At 34.5% G+C, this 20,330-nt stretch carries 13 protein-coding genes; 11 read left to right on the top strand and 2 right to left on the bottom strand.

Features of this window, described 5'->3' with window-relative positions; translation table 11 throughout:
• Positions 1-15: 15 nt before the first annotated feature.
• Positions 16-1,059 carry a hypothetical protein gene (locus EKM01_RS04890; protein ID WP_126454903.1) on the bottom strand — a complete coding sequence of 348 codons (1,044 nt, stop codon included), beginning with the start codon at positions 1,057-1,059 and terminating at the stop codon, positions 16-18.
• A gap of 258 nt (positions 1,060-1,317) precedes the next feature.
• Between EKM01_RS04890 and EKM01_RS04885 the strand changes: the two genes are divergently transcribed.
• The 3 genes from EKM01_RS04885 to EKM01_RS04875 all read left to right on the top strand — a co-directional run bounded on the left by EKM01_RS04885 (position 1,318) and on the right by EKM01_RS04875 (position 5,331).
• Positions 1,318-1,833, top strand: coding sequence for an RNA polymerase sigma factor (locus EKM01_RS04885; RefSeq protein WP_126459810.1), 516 nt, complete (start codon positions 1,318-1,320; stop codon positions 1,831-1,833).
• Positions 1,834-1,895: 62 nt separating this feature from the next.
• A complete protein-coding gene (locus tag EKM01_RS04880) occupies positions 1,896-2,810 on the top strand; it encodes a FecR family protein (protein ID WP_126767155.1) in 915 nt (304 codons plus the stop codon).
• Entirely contained in the window at positions 2,797-5,331 is a 2,535-nt protein-coding gene (locus EKM01_RS04875) for a TonB-dependent receptor (protein ID WP_126767152.1), read from the top strand. The genes EKM01_RS04880 and EKM01_RS04875 overlap by 14 nt, the downstream gene beginning before the upstream one ends.
• Positions 5,332-5,411: 80 nt before the next feature.
• Here the strand turns inward: EKM01_RS04875 and glmM are convergent, their stop codons facing one another.
• On the bottom strand, positions 5,412-6,800 hold the full coding sequence (gene glmM / locus EKM01_RS04870) for a phosphoglucosamine mutase (RefSeq protein WP_126767149.1): 1,389 nt from the start codon (positions 6,798-6,800) through the stop codon (positions 5,412-5,414).
• A 120-nt stretch (positions 6,801-6,920) separates the two neighbouring features.
• Between glmM and EKM01_RS04865 the strand changes: the two genes are divergently transcribed.
• From EKM01_RS04865 to EKM01_RS04830, 8 genes are all read left to right on the top strand, one after another.
• Positions 6,921-7,502 carry an ACP phosphodiesterase gene (locus EKM01_RS04865; RefSeq protein WP_126459824.1) on the top strand — a complete coding sequence of 194 codons (582 nt, stop codon included), beginning with the start codon at positions 6,921-6,923 and terminating at the stop codon, positions 7,500-7,502.
• A 256-nt stretch (positions 7,503-7,758) separates the two neighbouring features.
• A complete protein-coding gene (gene ggt / locus EKM01_RS04860) occupies positions 7,759-9,444 on the top strand; it encodes a gamma-glutamyltransferase (protein ID WP_126767147.1) in 1,686 nt (561 codons plus the stop codon).
• A 14-nt stretch (positions 9,445-9,458) separates the two neighbouring features.
• Entirely contained in the window at positions 9,459-11,144 is a 1,686-nt protein-coding gene (ggt, locus tag EKM01_RS04855; protein ID WP_126459831.1) for a gamma-glutamyltransferase, read from the top strand.
• Between the two features lie 212 nt (positions 11,145-11,356).
• On the top strand, positions 11,357-13,141 hold the full coding sequence (locus tag EKM01_RS04850; RefSeq protein ID WP_126454883.1) for a chloride channel protein: 1,785 nt from the start codon (positions 11,357-11,359) through the stop codon (positions 13,139-13,141).
• A gap of 101 nt (positions 13,142-13,242) precedes the next feature.
• Positions 13,243-16,074, top strand: coding sequence for an excinuclease ABC subunit UvrA (gene uvrA, locus EKM01_RS04845; RefSeq protein WP_126767144.1), 2,832 nt, complete (start codon positions 13,243-13,245; stop codon positions 16,072-16,074).
• 36 nt (positions 16,075-16,110) lie between these two features.
• A complete protein-coding gene (locus EKM01_RS04840; protein ID WP_126459837.1) occupies positions 16,111-16,470 on the top strand; it encodes a cupin domain-containing protein in 360 nt (119 codons plus the stop codon).
• Positions 16,471-16,590: 120 nt separating this feature from the next.
• Entirely contained in the window at positions 16,591-17,319 is a 729-nt protein-coding gene (locus EKM01_RS04835; RefSeq protein ID WP_126459840.1) for a TIGR00730 family Rossman fold protein, read from the top strand.
• A gap of 198 nt (positions 17,320-17,517) precedes the next feature.
• Entirely contained in the window at positions 17,518-20,265 is a 2,748-nt protein-coding gene (locus tag EKM01_RS04830; RefSeq protein ID WP_126767431.1) for an aminopeptidase, read from the top strand.
• Positions 20,266-20,330: the final 65 nt, after the last annotated feature.

Genomic DNA, 20,330 nt, shown 5'->3' with positions numbered 1-20,330 from the left:
ACTTAAAAGTCTAATTTATATTTGTTTCAAAACTAATGTCGCCGCTGCATTAGTTGAACTTTGTAATGATATCGTTGTTGCATTAAAAGAAGTTACTTTCCAATCATTATTCAATAAGCTAAAAGAAGCGTTACTTGTAAAATTTAATTTAAGAAAGACTTCTATTTGTGAGCTTACAGCGTACGTACCATTTACAGTTGAATTTAAATTATTTACCGCTTTTACACTCCAATCATTTGCAAAATCTATTGTAAAATCTTTGTAATTAGTTGCTGAATTTACTCCAGAACTTACAAATGATTCTACTTTGAATTTGCCGTTTACCATAATGGTTTCTAATTTTTTTGAATTTTGAGCTGCTTCGTCTTTAGTTGCTTCTGTTTTAAGAGACGCCACAATAGTAGCTTGCAATTCTGCATCACTAGAAATTGTAGTTTTTGAACCATCACTGGTTGTAACTGACATTGGATAATTTACTGAAAACAATTCCGTACTACTAATATTAGTCATATACGTATATAATTGCTGTTCGGATGTGATAACAACGCTTCCCGTTTGTTGAACACTTAAATTATAGGTCAAAATAGTAATTGGAAAACTAATATTTACTGACGAAATAGCATTCTGACCAGATGATTGTGCGGAGGAACAAGCATTAATTATAGCATTATACTCTGTTTGGTTACTTACATTAACCTCTGTATAATTACTTAATTTAACTTTTAAAGGAAATTGTAATACTACAGAATCCTGATCATTATTATACTGTCCAAGGATAGAAATGACTTGTTGATAATTGACTTGGCTAAAAAGAGTAACTTGCGTTCCATTTACTCTAGCTGAAGCTGGCAGGATAATAGAAGAACAAGAGGTGCCGTCTAAAAAATCATCCGATGATCCGTCATACATAGAGGTACGTTTCAGATTGTTTGCTGTAGTTGAGTTTGCCGCATTTGTATTTGGATTTTGTCCTTGCTCGTTATCCACTTCACTTTGACAAGATGCAAATCCGAATAGAGTCATTAATGCTATTCCAGTAATCGTTTTTAATTTTTTCATAACGTTCAAATTTAATATATTTTTGTTTGTAGAGGCGCTGTTTTTGACGCCTTTCTTTTAGTAAGACAACTACGTTCCGTTTTACCCTATTTTATTTTTAAAAAAAATATAAATTTTTATTAAAAAATTCATAAATAACTATATAACAGTGCTATACGATTTTATATTTTTTTTAAGTAAAAATCAATTCGAATTAACCTGACTGCTTTTTGAAAAAAAAATTACATTTACAATCTACAAAAAATGAATCCCTTTTAAATGGACGACCAAAAGAGTACACTTTGCGAAGAAAAACACTTTAGAGACTTTTACTTAAAGCAAGTACAATCAGCAACTAATTTTGCCTATTATAAATGTGGTAATACTGATACTGCTTTAGATTTAGTTCAAGATGCTTTTACTAAAATTTGGGAGAATTGTGCCAAAATTGATTTCAGTAAAGTAAAAACTTATTTATTTACAACGATATCAAATTTATTTCTAAATACTATAAAACACCACAAAGTAGTATTGCAGTATGCGAAAGAAACACCAAATTTAGACACCAATAATCAAAATCCAGAATATTTATTTGAAGAAGAAGAATTCAAACAAAAACTTACTAAAGCAATTGCATCCTTAAGTGAAGCGCAACGAGAAGTATTTTTGATGAATCGAATCGATGGCAAAAAGTACCGAGAAATAGCTGAAATACTCGACATTTCTCAAAAAACCGTAGAAAAAAGAATGTCGGCAGCACTGCAACTTTTAAAATCCCAGATAGAAAACCTATAAATAACCATTTTACCGTAGGGTAATTTAAAAGTTAGTTGTCTAATAAACATAGCGATATTAAAATGAAAAACGAAAAAGAAATATTAAAATGGTTAGACGATGCGCTTTCAAGTACAGAAATTGAGGATTTAAAACAATCTGATAGCTTGCAAACACTTGATAAAATTGCTTATTATGCCTCTAAAATGGAAGCTCCACAAGTAGATGCTCAGGAAGCTTTTGCAGCATTTACAGCTAGAAATCAGTCTAAAAAGGAAACAAAAGTCAGAACCCTAAATTTTAAAACAGGGTTTAAAGTAGCTGCAGTTTTAGTGGTTTTATTGACGTCGTCTTATTTTTTGTTTTTTAATAACATTCAGACATTTGAGACCCAAATAGCACAAACAAAAACCTTTAACCTTCCTGATGATTCTGAAGTAATCTTAAATTCTGATTCAAAAATAACTTTTAACGACAAAAAATGGGATGATCAAAGAAATTTAACTTTAGACGGAGAAGCCTTTTTTAAAGTCAAAAAAGGAAAAACTTTTAGTGTGCGAACAGATGCCGGAATTATTACTGTCTTAGGAACACAATTTAATGTAAAAAAACGGAACAAATATTTTGAAGTAAATTGCTATGAAGGCTTAGTTAGCGTGTCCTACAAAAATCAAATCGTTAAATTGCCTCCTGGCAAAACATTCCGAATTATAAATGATGCCAGAGAAGGAGTTCAAGACTTAAATACAAAAAACCCTTCGTGGATTCAAGAAGAATCTAGTTTTGATCGTGTTCCTTTTAATCAGGTTATTGCAGAACTGGAGCGTCAATATGATCTAAAAATTAAAACACAAAATCTGGATACAACTAAATTATTTACAGGTAGTTTTACACATAAAGATCAAAATATAGCCCTTCAGGCGATTACAATTCCGCTTAAATTAAGTTATAAAATGGAAGGCAAAACCGTTATATTTTATAATTATGATGAAAAATAAAGGGCTGATTTTGCTATTACTTTGTTTTGGAAGCTTGTGTTACGGACAAAATTCTCCAAAAAAAATTCCACTAACGGCTCTTATCCTTTCTATAGAGAAACAATTTAATATTAAATTTTCGTATGCTGTAGAAGATGTAGTCGCTGTTTCAATAGAAAAACCTGAAACTACACTCACATTACCTCAGGTTATAGATTATCTTAATGCTAAAACAGTACTGAATTTTAAAGTTTTAGACAAGCGGTACATTACCGTTTCGGTTATCAATAAAACGATAGCTGTTTGCGGAACTGTCTTTGACCAGGAAAATAAGAGGCCACTTTCCGGTGCTTCCGTACTGGTAAAGAATACTTCCAGAAGCACCGTTACAACTGAAAACGGCATCTTTAAATTACAAAATATACCTCTGAATTCAACAATTACGCTCTCGTATTTAGGATATGAAATTAAAGAGATCCCTGCAAAAGAACTGTTTTTATCCGGTACTAATTGTCTGGAAATCACTCTTACAGCAAAAAGCGAAACGCTGAACCAAGTGTTAATTAATGTATATTTGACACCTGGTTTGCAAAAGTTTTTAGACGGCAGTACCGTTTTAAACACAAAAAATTTCGGGATTCTTCCTGGACTTATTGAACCTGATATTTTACAATCCATACAAATACTTCCCGGAATTGAAAGTACCAATGAAAGCATTGCAAACATCAATGTTCGTGGTGGTACTAACGATCAGAACCTGGTCATTTGGGATAATATCAAAATGTACCATTCCGGTCATTTCTTCGGATTGATTTCTGCCTATAATCCAAATCTTACCGAAAAAGTGACTGTCAGCAAAAACGGAACGAGTGCGGAGTACAGTGATGGAGTTTCCAGCACCATAAACATGCAAACCAAAGACGTAGTGACGAACAAATTTTCCGGTGGAGCCGGTGTCAATCTCATCAGTGCCGATGCTTTTCTTGCCATTCCGTTAGCTAAGGATCTGGAACTTCACCTCTCAGGACGCCGTTCTATCACAGATCTTTTCAATACACCAACTTATACTAATTATTTTGAAAGAAGTTTTCAGGACAGCGAAATCAATGCCGATAGCTCAGACAAGAATACTAATTCTGATTTTTACTTTTACGATTTTACCGCCAAATTACTTTTTGATTTAAATGAAAAACATCAGTTTAGAGCCAATATTATTGGAATAAATAATGCTTTGGCCTATTCTGAGAGCAACGCTAATACGAACAATACTGAAACAAAAGCAAGTACACTTTCTCAAAATAATATTGGTTACGGCGGAAACTGGAAAGCACAATGGACCTCAAAATGGAGTACCAACCTGATTACCTATTTTTCAAAATACAATATCGACGCCACTGATTATAGGATAGAAACTGACCAACGACTCACAGAAACCAATGAAGTTCTGGAAACTGGCGTGAAACTAAATACCCATTATAAAGTAAATAAGCACCTAAGCCTTTTATCCGGGTACCAGTTTAATGAAACAGGAATGTTAAACGAAACTACCGTTAGCGCTCCGTCATATAAACGAACTAAAAAAGATGTTTTGTTAAATCATTCCCTATTTTCGGAAGCGGAATACAACAATGCAAACACTTATTTAAGAGTTGGTATGCGTATAAATTATTTTCAAAAATTTAATAAATTTTTGATTGAACCAAGAATAAATATCCGACAAAAATTATCAACTACTTTTGCTCTGAAACTAGAAGGAGAATTTAAAAATCAAACTACTGCACAAATAATTGATTTTGAAGATGATTTTCTTGGTGTTGAAAAAAGACGTTGGGTTTTAGTAAACAATCAAGATATCCCGATTGCAACAAGTAAACAAAGCTCTTTTGGAATAGAATTCAACCAAAAAAAATTAAATATTGAGCTTACTGGATTTTATAAATTGGTAGAGGGCATAACGGCTTCTAATCAAGGTTTCTATAATAGTTTTCAGTTTATTAATGCCAACGGCAGCTATACAGCAAAAGGAATTGAGTTTCTAGCCAATAAAACAGCTCTTAAATATAGTGCTTGGTTCAGTTACACCTATAGCATAAACGATTATGAATTTGCTGTTTTTACGCCTTCTATTTTTCCTAATAATGCGGATATAAGACATTCTTTTTCTATTGGGTTTTATTATGATATAATCAAAAATCTAAAAGTATCTGTTGGTGGAGTATGGCGAAACGGGCAACCGTACACAAAACCCATTCCAGGAAATGAAACCATACAAGACGGAAATGCCACAATGGTCAACTACGATTCCCCCAACAATGAAAATTTAGATAATTTCATGCGTTTAGACGCTTCCTTACAGTATAATTTCAACCTGTCTGAATCAATTAAAGCTTCGTTTACAGCCGGTGTAATCAATGCTTCCAATCAGGACAATGTCATCAATCGCTATTACAAAGTCAATCCAAATGATACTAATGATGCCATTCAAGTAGACAATAAGTCACTTGGCTTAACGCCAAATATAAGTTTCAGAGTAAATTTTTAATTTCATTTTGTACAGTATCATAAAGACAAAACCCTTTCAAAATAGCATTTGAAAGGTTTTTTTATATATAAAATGCGGAATTACAATCCAGCCACTGTTTTTATTTCGTCAATGATTCTAAGTGCCAAAGCATCTGCTTTTTCCTGCGAAGCTGCTTCGGTATAAATACGAATTATAGGCTCCGTATTCGATTTTCTTAGGTGAACCCAATTTTCAGCAAAGTCAATTTTTACACCGTCAATGGTTGTACTATCTTCGTTTTTGTATTTTTCCGTCATGGCAACAAGAATCGCATCTACATCAATTTGTGGCGTCAATTCGATTTTGTTTTTGCTCATATAATATTCCGGATACGAAGCACGCAAAGCCGAAACTGTCATTTTTTTGTTAGCCAAATGCGTTAAAAACAGCGCTACTCCCACTAAACTATCACGACCGTAATGCAGTTCCGGATAAATGATTCCGCCATTTCCTTCACCACCTATTACAGCATTATTCTTTTTCATCAACTCGACTACATTTACCTCACCCACCGCACTGGCTTCATAGCTTCCGTTATGCAAATTAGTTACATCACGCAACGCACGGGAAGACGACATATTCGAAACCGTATTTCCTGGTGTTTTACTCAATACATAATCGGCGCAAGCCACCAAAGTATATTCTTCACCAAACATCTCTCCGTCTTCACAAATGAAAGCCAAACGATCCACATCAGGATCTACCACGATTCCTAAATCTGCTTTTTCTTTGACAACCAATTCTGAAATATCGGTCAAATGTTCTTTCAACGGTTCGGGATTATGAGGAAAATGACCATTTGGTTCACAGTATAATTCGACTACTTCAACGCCCATTAATTCCAATAATCTTGGAATAATAATTCCTCCAGAAGAATTTACACCATCCACAACCACTTTAAATTTAGCTGCTTTTACTGCATCAACATCTACCAAAGGTAAATTCAACACTTCATCAATATGAATATCCATGTAGGCGTCGTTAATCATAATTTCTCCCAAATTATCCACATCTGAGAAATCGAAAGCTTCCGCTTCAGCAATTTCAAGAATTTTCAAGCCTTCTTCTCCATTCAGGAATTCTCCTTTTTCATTCAATAATTTCAAGGCATTCCATTCTTTTGGATTGTGAGAAGCGGTAAGGATAATGCCACCTTCAGCTTTTTCTAACGGAACAGCAACTTCAACCGTTGGGGTTGTTGATAGACCTAAATCAATCACGTCAATTCCTAAACCAATTAAAGTATTTACCACCAAATTGTGAATCATTGGTCCCGAAATACGGGCGTCACGACCTACAACAACAGTGATTTTTTCCTTCCCGATATATTTTTTTAACCAAGTTCCGTACGCCGCGGCAAATTTAACCGCATCAACAGGTGTCAGGTTATCTCCTACTTTACCTCCTATTGTCCCACGTATTCCCGATATTGATTTTATTAAAGTCATTGATTAATTATTTTAAATTTTGAATTATAAATTTTAAATTGCTCACAAATATAATAATTGACGCTTTATAAAAGTCATTTAGAATTCAAAATTAACCATTTAAATTCCTAAATTAGGCGAATGAATTTTCTAGCACACATCTATCTTTCCGGTGATAATGATTTAATCAAAATTGGCAATTTCATGGCCGATGGAATTCGGGGAAAACATTTTGAAAGCTTTCCTTTAGAAATTCAAAAAGGAATTGTTCTGCATCGTGCCATTGACACTTTTACTGATGCACATCTTGTTTTTAGAAAAAGTACCAAACGCCTGCATGAGCATTATCATCATTATGCAGGTGTAATTGTTGATGTTTTTTACGACCATTTTTTGGCTAAAAACTGGACGAAGTATTCCGATGAAAAACTAGAGGACTTTGTGATACGATTTTACCAATCCTTGTATTATAATTATGAGATGTTGTCAGAACGAACCAAAGGACTAATGCCTACCATGATGAAAGAAAATTGGCTGGTGAGTTATCAAACAGTTGAAGGAATTGAGCATATTTTGACTCAAATGGACCATCGCACCAAAAATGAATCTAAAATGCGGTTTGCTACCAATGAGCTTTCAGAATTTTATTCGGAATTTGAAAAGGAGTTCACGGAATTCTTTGAAGAATTGAACGCTTTTGCAAAACAAAAAAGAATTGATTAATGATTTTTTTTACCACATAGAAACATAAGTTTGTTTTTTGTAGAGACAGATTAGAAAATAATTTTCAAACATAAGTAATAACCATGGTATAATGTCGTATTTTAAAATCAGGATAAAATTATGTAACAATCTAATTTTAAGCGAAGTTTTTTTACACACAAACTAAAATTCTATGTCTCTATGTGGTCAAACCATTTAAAGTATTACAATATAAAACAACCAAAACAATACACCTAAAACCAAAATATATTATACAATGAAAAAAATACTATTCCTACTTGCCTTTGCCGTTTTAGGTTGCAAATCAAATGAAAAAACAGTCGAACCAACAGGTTTAGTGACTTCTAAAGCGATGGTCGTTTCCGCTCGTGAAGAAGCGTCGCAAATTGGAGTTGAAATCATGAAAAAAGGCGGTAATGCTTTTGATGCTATGGTTGCCATGGAACTGGCTTTGGCGGTTTCACATCCTCAGGCGGGAAATATTGGTGGTGGCGGTTTCATGGTTTTCAGAAAAGCCAATGGTGAAACAGGCGCTATCGATTACAGAGAAAAAGCACCTTTGGCAGCATCTAAAGATATGTTTCTAGACAAAAAAGGAAATGTAATTGAAGGAAAAAGTACTGCGACTGCTTTGGCATCTGGAATTCCGGGTACCATTGCAGGAATATTTGAAGTACACAAAAAATATGGCTCTTTACCCATCAGTGAAATTCTCAAACCTGTAATTGCTTTGGCAGAAAGAGGTGTTATTGTCACTAAATTTCAAGCCGAAAGTTTGGCGTATCACAGAGCCTCCTTTATAAATAGTAATGGTAAGAACAGTTTGTTTTCTAAAGTATATAAAGAAAATGATACTATAAAATACATCGCTTTGGCAGCAACATTAAAACGAATTGCTAAAAACGGACGAGATGAATTTTACAAAGGAGAAACTGCTCAAAAGTTAGTTGCTTTTCTTGCTGAAAAAGGTGGAAATACCACCATTGAAGATTTTAATAGTTATAAAGCCAAGTGGCGAACTCCAATTACTTTTCAATATAAAAATTTAAAAATCACCTCGATGTCGCCTCCCAGCAGTGGTGGAATTTGTTTGAATCAAATCATGAAAATGATTGAGCCCTTCAACCTCTCGCAAATGGGACACAACAGCCTAAAAACGATTCAAGTCATTACTGAAGCAGAACGAAGAGCCTATGCGGACAGGAATTATTTCTTGGGTGATCCTGATTTTGTAAAACTTCCGGTAAAAGAATTAGTAAGTCCATCCTATTTAGAAAAAAGAATGGCTGATTTTTCATTTGATAAAGCTTCTAAATCTTCGGATATTGCCCACGGAGCAATAAAGGGATATGAAAGCAACCAAACCACACATTACTCTATTGTTGATGCCGCTGGGAATGCAGTTTCAGCAACAACTACTTTAAATGATAACTATGGTTCCAAAATATATTGCGACGAATTGGGTTTCTTTTTGAATAATCAAATGGATGATTTCAGTGCCAAACCGGGTGTTCCCAACTTATACGGACTCACTGGAAGTGAAGCCAACAGTATTGCTCCCGGAAAAAGAATGTTAAGTTCCATGACACCCACGATTGTCGAAAAAAACGGTACACTTTTTATGGTTGTAGGTACGCCGGGAGGCTCCACCATTATCACATCGGTGTTACAAACGATATTAAATGTGTATGAATTTGATATGAGCATGCAAGAAGCGGTAAACGCCCCACGTTTTCACCATCAATGGTTACCAGATGAAATTACTTTTGAACCCAATTCATTCGATACAGAATTATTGAATAATCTGAAGAAAAAAAGCTATTTCATCAATGAAAAAAACAAAGAAATCATTGGTGAAGTTGATGCAATTTTGGTTTTGCCAAATGGAAAATTAGAAGGTGGAGCAGACAAAAGAGGTGATAATAAAGCCGTTGGTTTTTAAATTTATACATTCAAATGAAAAAAATTAGTATTCTACTATGTATGCTTTCTATTGGGTGTAAAACCCAAAATATAATGGTTCAGCCCACAGGATTGGTTGCTGATAAAGCAATGGTCGTTTCGGCACGGGTAGAAGCTTCCAAAATTGGAGTTGAAATCATGCGAAAAGGGGGTAATGCTTTTGATGCGATGGTGGCAACCGAATTGGCTTTGGCAGTAGCCTACCCTTTTGCAGGAAATCTTGGCGGTGGCGGTTTTATGGTGTACCGAAAAGCGAACGGTGAAATTGGTTCGTTAGATTACCGTGAAAAAGCGCCGATAGCAGCCACGAAAAACATGTTTCTGGACGAAAAAGGAAATGTCATAAAAGGAAAAAGTACTGAGTCTCCGCTGGCTATTGGAGTTCCTGGAACAATTGCCGGTGTTTTTGCAGTTCATGAAAAACTAGGTTCATTACCGATTGCAGACATCCTGAAACCTGTAATTGCATTAGCCGAAAAAGGGGTTATTGTTACCAAAAAACAAGAAGACCGACTAGCTGCTTATCGAGATAGAATTATAAAAGTAAATGGGAACAAAACGTTATTTGCAACTGCTTTCAAAGAAAATGATGTAATACAATATCCTGCGCTGGCAGCTACGTTGAAAAGGATTTCAAAAAATGGCAGAGCTGAATTTTACAAAGGGAAAACTGCTGAAATATTAGTGAAATACCTTCAAGAAAAAGGAGCTATCATCACCTTAGAAGATCTGGCTCAATACGAAGCCAAATGGAGGACGCCACTCACTTTTGATTACAAGGATTTAAAGATAATCTCGATGCCTCCACCCAGCAGTGGCGGAATATGTCTCGCTGAAATATTCAAAATGATAGCGCCTTTCGACCTGGCTAAAATGGGACATAACTCAACCGAAGCCATTCAAGTTATTGTTGAAGCCGAAAGAAGGGCTTACGCAGACAGAAGTTATTATCTGGGCGATCCTGATTTTGTAAAAATTCCTTTAAAAGCCTTAATGGCAGATGCGTATTTGAAACAAAGAATGTCGAATTTTAGTTTTGAAAAAGCCACCTTATCATCGGATATAAAAGAAGGAAAAGTAAATTATAATGAGAGTACAGAAACTACTCATTATTCTATTGTAGATCAGTTTGGGAATGCTGTTTCGGCAACAACAACATTAAACGACGGTTACGGGTCTAAATACTATTGTGATGAATTGGGATTTTTCCTCAACAACGAAATGGATGATTTCAGTGCTAAACCAGGTGTGCCTAATATGTTTGGATTGGTAGGAAATGAAGCTAATAGTATTGCGCCACAAAAACGAATGCTGAGTTCCATGACGCCAACAATTGTGGAGAGAAACGGCAAATTATTCATGGTTGTGGGTTCTCCCGGAGGCTCGACAATTATTACATCCGTATTGCAAACGATTTTAAATGTTTCTGAGTATAATTTCAGCATGCAACAAGCAGTAAACGCACCTCGTTTTCATCATCAATGGTTACCGGATTTAATCACTTTTGAGCCTAATACTTTCGATGCTAAAACTTTTGAAACCTTAAAGTCCCGAGGATACATCATCAATGAAAAAACAACACCTGTAATAGGAAAAGTAGATGCGATTTTGGTTTTACCAACTAAAAAATTAGAGGGTGGTGCTGATTTTAGAGGTGACGATACAGCGGTTGGTTTTTAGTCCGTTGATTGTGCTCGGAATGATGACAAATTTACTTTTTTATGAATTTTGCACTCGCCTTAGAAAACGCTTTTACACAAAATAGATCCAAAAGCTGTGCAGCAGTTTGTCGCAAATTGTAATTTAAACCCCTTAAGCACAAAAGAAGCTTTAAAAAACATTTGTTAGGATTAAAATAATAGTAGTTTTGCATCCCCTTTAAAAAAAATATAATGTTCAAAAAGTTGATCACCAAATTAGAAGTAATAATTGCCATAGCACAGTCTTTATTGACTCCAAAACAGTTTATATTTTTATCTGCTGTTTTAGTTGGTATCTCTTCTGCATTTGCCGTAATCGTTTTAAAAACTTTTGCCCATTGGGTTTTTTCTTTTGCCACGTATGTCAGTGGAATATTAAAATTAGGTTTTCTTAATAGTATCTTGCCTATAATTGGTATTCTGCTTACTGTTTTTGTAGTCAAAAGAGTTTTGGGAGGAACCATACAAAAAGGAACTTCGCAAATTTTATATGCTGTTGCCAAAAAAGCAAGTATTATTCCAAAAAAACAAATGTATTCCCAAATTGTTACCAGCTCACTAACAGTTGGATTAGGAGGGTCTGCAGGTCTGGAGAGCCCTATTGTTATTACAGGAGCTGCTTTTGGGTCTAATTATGCCCAAAAATATAAACTGAGTTATAAAGACCGAACGCTTCTAATCGGTTGTGGTGTTGCCGCAGGTATTGCCGCTGCTTTTAATGCGCCAATTGCTGGGGTTTTATTTGCTATTGAAGTGTTATTAGTTGATGTGAGTATTGCGGCATTTACACCCATTATGATTGCAGCGGCAACAGGCGCATTAGTATCCGTCATTGCCTTGGACGAAGCCATCTTACTGTCCTTTAAGCAACAGCAAAGTTTTGATTATCACAACCTTTTTTTTTACGTACTTTTAGGCTTGTTTACCGGGTTTGTTTCCGTTTATTATTCCCGTAACTTTCAAAGGGTAGAACATTTTTTTGCCAGACTTAAATTATCGCCTTATAAAAAAGCCTTATTTGGTTCTTCTATTTTGGCCATTCTTATTTTTATTTTTCCAACACTTTTTGGAGAAGGATATGAAAGTATCAAAACATTATCCGAAAATGATCCCGGAAAATTATTGGAGAACACTTTATTCAGTAGTTTTAGAAATAATAGTTGGGCGCTTTTATTGTTTGTAGGTTGCACCATGATGATAAAGGTTTTTGCTACAGGAATAACCTTGAGTAGTGGTGGTAATGGAGGTAATTTTGCACCTTCCCTATTTCTGGGGTCTTATGTTGGTTTTTTCTTTGCTAAATTTTTAAATTTAACCGGATTAACGAAACTTCCTATCAGCAATTTCACTTTGGTTGGCATGGCCGGAATATTGAGTGGCTTGTTTCATGCGCCATTGACTGCGATTTTCTTAATTGCTGAAATTACAGGAGGTTATAATTTAATGATTCCACTTATGATTGTTTCTTCTATCAGTTTTGCTATTTCAAAGCGTTTTGAAAAACATTCTATGGATGTAAAAAATCTTATTCAAAAAGGACATGCATTTACCAGCAATAAAGACACTAATGTTCTTTCCACATTAGAAACAAATTCTATTATTCAAACGGATTTTTTAACGGTCACGCCAAATGAAAATTTAGAAAAATTAGTAGATTTGATATCACATTCTAATCAAGTAATTTTTGCTGTAGTAGATCCAGAAAATCAACTTCTAGGAATGGTTCATTTTAATACTATTCGGGAAATAATATTCAATACCTATAGAGTTAAATATACTTTGGTCAAAGATATTATGATAAAACCTTTGGAAACAGTCACTCCGGATGACAGTATGGAAACCGTCATGAATAAATTTGAAAAATCTAAAGTAGCCTTTTTGCCAGTACTCAAAAACGACAAATATTATGGTTTTATTTCTAAATCTATTGCGCTTGAGGCTTACAGAACTAAACTAAAATCGATGACGATAGAATAATTTCGTAATTACTTTTAACACAAACTTCTAAAGTGTTCTATCGAAAGAATAAATCAAAATAGTAACTTTGTTTCCGAAAAATTCGGAATCTGCGAAAAATTATGTTAGACAAAGACAATACCATCGAAGTTCAAGGCGCTCGCGTTCACAACTTAAAAAATATAGATGTTTCTATTCCTCGGGAAAAACTGGTTGTAATTACCGGTCTCTCAGGTTCTGGAAAATCCTCCTTAGCTTTTGATACTATTTATGCCGAAGGGCAACGCCGTTATGTAGAAACTTTTTCGGCTTATGCACGCCAGTTTCTTGGTGGCTTGGAACGTCCCGATGTGGATAAAATTGACGGACTTTCTCCTGTAATTGCTATTGAACAAAAAACGACCAGTAAAAGTCCGCGTTCCACCGTGGGAACTATCACTGAAATTTATGATTTCCTACGTTTGCTTTATGCTCGTGCAGCTGATGCATACAGTTACAACACCGGCGAGAAAATGGTTTCTTATTCTGATGAGCAAATCAAAGATTTGATTATTCAAGATTTTACCGGAAAGCGAATCAATATTTTAGCGCCAGTTATTCGGTCTCGCAAAGGACATTATGCGGAGCTTTTTCAACAAATTGCCAAGCAAGGTTTTCTTAAAGTACGCGTAAACGGCGATGTATTGGATATTACTTTGGGAATGAAATTAGACCGTTATAAAACACACGACATCGAAATTGTTGTGGATCGAATGGTGATTGAAGCCACCCCAGATAACGAGAAACGTTTGTCGGAAAGCATCAATACAGCCATGCATCATGGGGAGAACGTCTTGATAGTTTTGGATCAAGATTCCAATGAAGTACGATTTTTTAGCCGGAATTTGATGTGTCCTACTACTGGAATTTCCTATCAGAATCCCGAACCCAATTTATTTTCTTTCAATTCCCCAAAAGGCGCTTGTGATCATTGCAATGGCTTAGGAACAGTCAATGAAATTAACCAAAAAAAGATTATTCCAAATCCAAAATTATCCATAAAAAATGGCGGTTTTGCGCCTTTGGGCGAATACAAGTCATCTTGGATTTTTAAGCAACTTGAAATCATAGGCGAAAAATATAGTTTCAAATTGACGGATGCCATAGAAACCATTCCGCAGGAAGCGATGGAAATGATTTTGAATGGCGGCAAAGAAAAATTCACCATCAACTCAAAAGATTTAGGCGTTGCCCGAGAATACAAAATTGATTTTGAAGGGATTTCACATTTCATAAAAAACCAACATGATGAAAGCGGCTCTACATCAATCAAGCGCTGGGCAAAGGAATTTATGGATGAAATAAAATGTCCGGTTTGTGACGGTTCCCGTTTGAAAAAAGAAGCGATGTTCTTTAAAATCAATGAAAAGAATAGTACCGAATTGTGCGATATGGATATTTCGGATCTAACGGTTTGGTTTAATGACTTAGAAAATCATTTATCCGACAAACAAAAACGCATCGCTACCGAAGTCATCAAAGAGATTAAGGATCGATTGAACTTCTTAATGAATGTAGGCTTGGATTATTTGGCTTTAAGCCGAAGCTCTAAATCACTTTCGGGTGGTGAAGCACAACGCATTCGATTAGCGACTCAAATTGGTTCGCAACTTGTAGGTGTTTTATATATCTTGGATGAGCCAAGTATTGGTTTACACCAAAGAGATAATGATAAATTGATTCATTCCCTGGAACAATTACGCGATATTGGAAACTCTGTAATTGTGGTGGAACACGATAAAGACATGATTGAACGTGCAGATTATGTAATTGATATTGGACCAAAAGCAGGAAAATACGGAGGAGAAATCATTAGCATTGGAACTCCTACAGAAACAATGGCCTCAAATACCATTACGGCACAATATCTCAATGGGAAGATGAAAATTGAGGTTCCAGCAAAACGTCGGGAGGGAAATGGGAAATTCCTAAAACTGACCGGAGCAACCGGAAATAACTTGAAAAATGTTTCGATAGAATTGCCTTTGGGCAAAATGATTTGCGTGACTGGAGTTTCCGGAAGTGGTAAATCTACGTTAATTAATGAAACGCTCTACCCTATTTTGAACGCGTATTATTTTAATGGTGTCAAAAAACCAAAACCGTATAAAAAAATTGAAGGACTGGAACATATTGATAAAGTGATTGATATTGACCAAAGTCCGATTGGCAGAACGCCACGCTCTAATCCTGCAACTTATACCGAAGTGTTTACCGAAATCAGAAATCTGTTTACGATGACTTCTGAAAGTCTGATTCGGGGATATAAAGCCGGACGTTTTAGTTTTAATGTCAAAGGCGGACGTTGTGAAACCTGCCAAGGTTCTGGAGTGCGAACGATTGAAATGAATTTTTTACCTGATGTATATGTAGAATGTGAAACCTGCCAAGGAAAGCGTTTTAACAGAGAAACTTTGGAGATTCGATACAAAGGAAAATCCATTTCGGATGTGTTGAATATGACAGTAGATGAAGCGGTTCCGTTCTTTGAAATGATTCCGAAGATTTATAGAAAAGTAAAAACTATTCAGGATGTTGGATTAGGATATATTACCCTTGGACAACAAAGCACTACACTCTCCGGCGGTGAGGCACAGCGCATTAAGCTGGCGGGAGAATTATCTAAAAAAGATACTGGGAACACGTTTTATATTCTGGATGAACCCACAACTGGTTTGCATTTTGAAGACATTCGAGTGTTGATGGAAGTGATCAATAAACTGGTTGACAAAGGAAATACGATTTTGATTATCGAACACAATATGGACGTGATTAAACTTGCGGATTATATTATAGATATTGGTCCTGAAGGCGGAAAAGGCGGCGGACAACTCATTGCCAAAGGAACTCCGGAAGAAATTATTAAAAATAAGAAAAGCTATACGGCGCAATTCTTGAAAAAAGAATTACTTTAGTATACATAAAAAATAAAAAAATAATTTTTGGAAATTATGAATTTAAAAGAAGCGTTCAGTAGTGTCGAAAACTATTTTTCACCTAAAATAATTGGTGAAGTTAATGATCAATTTATTAAAGTGGCAAAAATCAAAGGCCAAGATTTACCATGGCATAATCATGAAAATGAAGATGAATTATTTTACATTGTAGAAGGAGAACTTTTAATGGAAATTGAAAACGAACCTAAATTCACTATGAAAAAAGGAGATTTATTTGTGGTAAAAAAAGGTATAAACCACAGAGTTTCGTCAACTGACGACTGTTTAATAATGCTGATAGAATCAAAAACTACTGAACATACTGGTAAAGTTATATCTAAAATAACAAAATCCATTGAAGAGCAAACGTATTAAATTTGCTTAGCCCTGATAGCAATGAAAATCCTTTATTGTTTTTCTTTAAAACAATAAAGATTGAAATGGATAGCAGGAAATAGCTCCAAAAAAAAGAGAAATTAAAATATATTTTTGAAAATGAGATTAGAAGATTTTGATAACGACGAAGATAGAGTAATCCAAGACCGACTGAAAAGAAAGACTTGGAACGAAATTAGGACCAATGATAGTTGGGCGATTTTTAAAATCATGGCCGAATTTGTTAATGGTTATGAGAGCATGGGACGCATAGGTCCGTGCGTAACCATTTTTGGTTCTGCCAGAACAAAGCCTGAAGACCCCTACTATTTGCTTGCTGAAAAGATTGCCTATAAAATCAGTAAGGCCGGTTATGGTGTAATCACTGGCGGTGGTCCAGGAATTATGGAGGCAGGAAACAAAGGTGCACATTTGGGTGGTGGAACATCAGTAGGATTGAATATTGAACTGCCTTTTGAGCAACATTTCAACCCATATATTGACAGTGATAAAAACCTTAATTTTGATTATTTCTTTGTTCGCAAAGTGATGTTTGTCAAATATTCTCAAGGTTTTGTAGTGATGCCGGGAGGTTTTGGAACGATGGATGAATTATTTGAAGCGATGACTTTAATACAAACCAAAAAAATTGCTCGATTCCCAATTATACTTGTTGGTTCCAGCTTTTGGGCAGGATTAATTGAATGGATAAAAACGGTTTTAGTGGAAAAAGAAGGTACAGTTCATGCCGAAGATTTGAATTTATTTAAAATTGTAGATACAGAAGATGAAGTGGTTGACGTCCTGAATGCCTTTTACAAGAAATACGATTTATCTCCAAATTTTTAAACAAAAAAAGAAGTTGCTTCAAAACAGCTTCTTTTTTTTGTTTTATTTTAAGATCCCTAGTAAGAATACTATCTAATTATAAGTACATTTATTTTTTTAATAAATCAATATCTGAATTTGAAATCATACCTTAAAATATTCTGTTACATTCTTTTTTTATTAGCTACATTGAATCAATATGCACAGCAGCACTCTACCATCTCTGTAGTGTTAAATATTGAAAAAAAGACATTGGATATTAAGCAGGAAATCATTTTTAATAATCAGTCCGATGATACGTTGACATCTATTGTTTTGAATGACTGGAATCATGCCTTTTCCAATAAAAATACGCCTTTAGCCAAACGATTTTCGGATGAATTTTATAGAGGATTTCATTTAGCCAAAGAAGAAGAGCGTGGTAGCACAATAAATTTAATTATTACAGATGCCACTCAGCAGTTTTTGTCTTGGCAAAGGACAGAGAAAAATCCTGATTATGTAGTTGTCCAATTAAAAAATCCGCTACTTCCAAACCAGAAAATCAATTTAAATCTCTCGTACATTACTAAAATCCCCAGCGAAAAATTTACAAAATTTGGTTACCACAACAATGGAACTGTAAACCTTAAAAACTGGTACCTTACTCCTGCGCGTTATGAAAACCATGCTTTTATCAAAAATAGTAATAATAATCTGGATGATATTGCCAATGCTATTTCTAACTTTGAAATTGATCTTAAAATACCCACTACTTTAGAAGCAACATCCGATTTAAACAGTGAGAAAACAACTGATAATAATGGCTTTTCAAACTACAAATTGTGGGGGAATAACAGAACTGATTTCAGTCTGATCATTGAGCCTAAATTGAATTTTGAGAGTTACAAAAACAGTTCAGTTGAAGTACTGACGGATATGAAAAGCAACAAATTAGACAACATTCAAAAAGCAATTGCAATTGACCGAATTGTGAATTTTGCAAGTGATTTGATTGGGAAATATCCTTACGAAAGAATTGTAGTTTCCCAAACGGATTATGAGAAAAATCCGTTTTATGGATTGAATCAGCTTCCCTCATTTATAAGTCCTTTTTCTGATGAATTTATTTTCGAAATCAAATTTCTAAAAGCCTATTTAAATGAATATTTAAAAAAGAGTTTACATCTGGATCCTAGAAAAGACAATTGGATTTATGATGGTATTCAAGTTTATGCGATGATGAAATATATGGATGAAAATCATCCCAAAGCTAAAATGATGGGCAGTGCATCAAACATCCGATTGCTAAAAAGTTTCAATCTGACCAATATTGACTTTAATGGACAATACAGTTATTTCTATATGTTGATGGCTCGCAAAAATCTGGATCAGCCATTAGGCGATCCAAAGAACACTTTAATAAAATTCAATGAACAAATTGCCAGTAAATACCGTGCGGGATTAAGCATTCGGTTTCTGGATGATTATTTGTTAAATGATGCTGTAAAGACCAGTATTCAACAATTTTATAAAAAAAATCAGTTGGAACAAGTATCGAGATCCGATTTTGAAATTTTATTAAAATCAAATACAACTAAAGATATCAGTTGGTTTTTTAATACAATCATTAATTCAAGAGACATCATTGATTATAAATTTTCAAGCGTCTTAAAAACCCAAGACAGTATCACTTTTTCAATTAAAAACAGAACTGGAACTCTTATTCCCATTCCAGTTTATGGTACTAAAAAAGGTCAAATTGTTTTTAAGCAATGGCTGGATATTAATGAAACCGATACTACTTTCACGATACCCAGAAATAATGCTGACAAAATTATTTTAAATCTAAAAAATGAAGTTCCAGAATATAACTTAAGAAATAACTGGAAGAAATTAGAAGGGTTTCTCCCTAATAATCGTCCTGTAAAGTTTGTTTTCATGAAAGACTTAGAGGATCCTTATTACAATCAAGTACTGTATGTTCCGTCAATATATTACAATTTATACGATGGTTTAACTCCCGGCATCAGATTGCATAACAAAACCATTCTGGAAAAGCCTTTTGTTTTTGATGTCAATCCATCTTATTCTACTAAATCAAATAACGTATCTGGTTCAGCATTTTTTGTGGTCAACCAAAATTTCAGAAACACAACGCTGTATAATGCCCGATATTCAGTAAGTGGATCCTATTTTCATTATGCACAGGATGCAGCGTATCTTAGACTAAATCCAACGGTGCAATTGCGTATCCGAGAGCCCAACTTCAGAGATAATAGGAAACAGCTTTTCTTATTCCGACAAGTAATTGTCAATAAAGAAAAAAGTATCCTGGTACTTGACAACTCCCCCGAAAATTATTCTGTTTTTGATGCGAGATATATTAATACCAAAACAGAAGTTACCAACCATTTTAATTTTACTACGGATCTACAAATTTCTGGTAAATTCGGAAAAATTACAGGTGAAATTGAATACCGAAAACTCTTTGAAAACAACCGGCAAATTAATTTACGGTTGTATGCGGGAAGTTTTTTGTATAATAAAACGCAATCCGATTTTTTCAGCTTCGCATTAGACCGGCCAACGGATTACCTTTTTGATTACAATTATTTTGGAAGGTCTGAAAGTACAGGGATTTTTAGTCAACAATATGTATTGGCCGAAGGCGGTTTTAAATCAAAAATTGCTACGCCTTATGCCAATCGATGGCTTACCAGCTTTAATGCCAGTTATAGTATCTGGAACTGGATTGAAGTATATGGTGACATTGGTTTAATCAAAAATAAAAATGTAAAAGAAAGATTTGTCTATGACAGTGGTATACGCCTAAATTTAGTCACAGATTATTTTGAATTATATTTTCCGGTCTATTCTACAAATGGATGGGAAATTGCCCAAAACAATTACAATGAAAAAATACGCTTCATCGTAACTTTTTCACCTAAAACATTAATCAATCTTTTTAATCGAAAATGGTTCTAATCCAATAAGATTCTCATTAATTATTAAACTATTCTTAGTGAATTGATTTTAAAATTACATATACT

The sequence above is a fragment of the Flavobacterium sp. RSP46 genome (genome assembly GCF_003984825.1).
Taxonomy (GTDB): domain Bacteria; phylum Bacteroidota; class Bacteroidia; order Flavobacteriales; family Flavobacteriaceae; genus Flavobacterium.
This window is presented reverse-complemented; position numbering and strand designations above follow the sequence as displayed.

Coding starts and splice junctions, on each gene's coding strand:
- EKM01_RS04890 (WP_126454903.1), bottom strand. CDS start 1,059: ATGAAAAAATTAAAAACGATTACTGGAATAGCATTAATGACTCTATTC.
- EKM01_RS04885 (WP_126459810.1), top strand. CDS start 1,318: ATGGACGACCAAAAGAGTACACTTTGCGAAGAAAAACACTTTAGAGAC.
- EKM01_RS04880 (WP_126767155.1), top strand. CDS start 1,896: ATGAAAAACGAAAAAGAAATATTAAAATGGTTAGACGATGCGCTTTCA.
- EKM01_RS04875 (WP_126767152.1), top strand. CDS start 2,797: ATGATGAAAAATAAAGGGCTGATTTTGCTATTACTTTGTTTTGGAAGC.
- glmM (WP_126767149.1), bottom strand. CDS start 6,800: ATGACTTTAATAAAATCAATATCGGGAATACGTGGGACAATAGGAGGT.
- EKM01_RS04865 (WP_126459824.1), top strand. CDS start 6,921: ATGAATTTTCTAGCACACATCTATCTTTCCGGTGATAATGATTTAATC.
- ggt (WP_126767147.1), top strand. CDS start 7,759: ATGAAAAAAATACTATTCCTACTTGCCTTTGCCGTTTTAGGTTGCAAA.
- ggt (WP_126459831.1), top strand. CDS start 9,459: ATGAAAAAAATTAGTATTCTACTATGTATGCTTTCTATTGGGTGTAAA.
- EKM01_RS04850 (WP_126454883.1), top strand. CDS start 11,357: ATGTTCAAAAAGTTGATCACCAAATTAGAAGTAATAATTGCCATAGCA.
- uvrA (WP_126767144.1), top strand. CDS start 13,243: ATGTTAGACAAAGACAATACCATCGAAGTTCAAGGCGCTCGCGTTCAC.
- EKM01_RS04840 (WP_126459837.1), top strand. CDS start 16,111: ATGAATTTAAAAGAAGCGTTCAGTAGTGTCGAAAACTATTTTTCACCT.
- EKM01_RS04835 (WP_126459840.1), top strand. CDS start 16,591: ATGAGATTAGAAGATTTTGATAACGACGAAGATAGAGTAATCCAAGAC.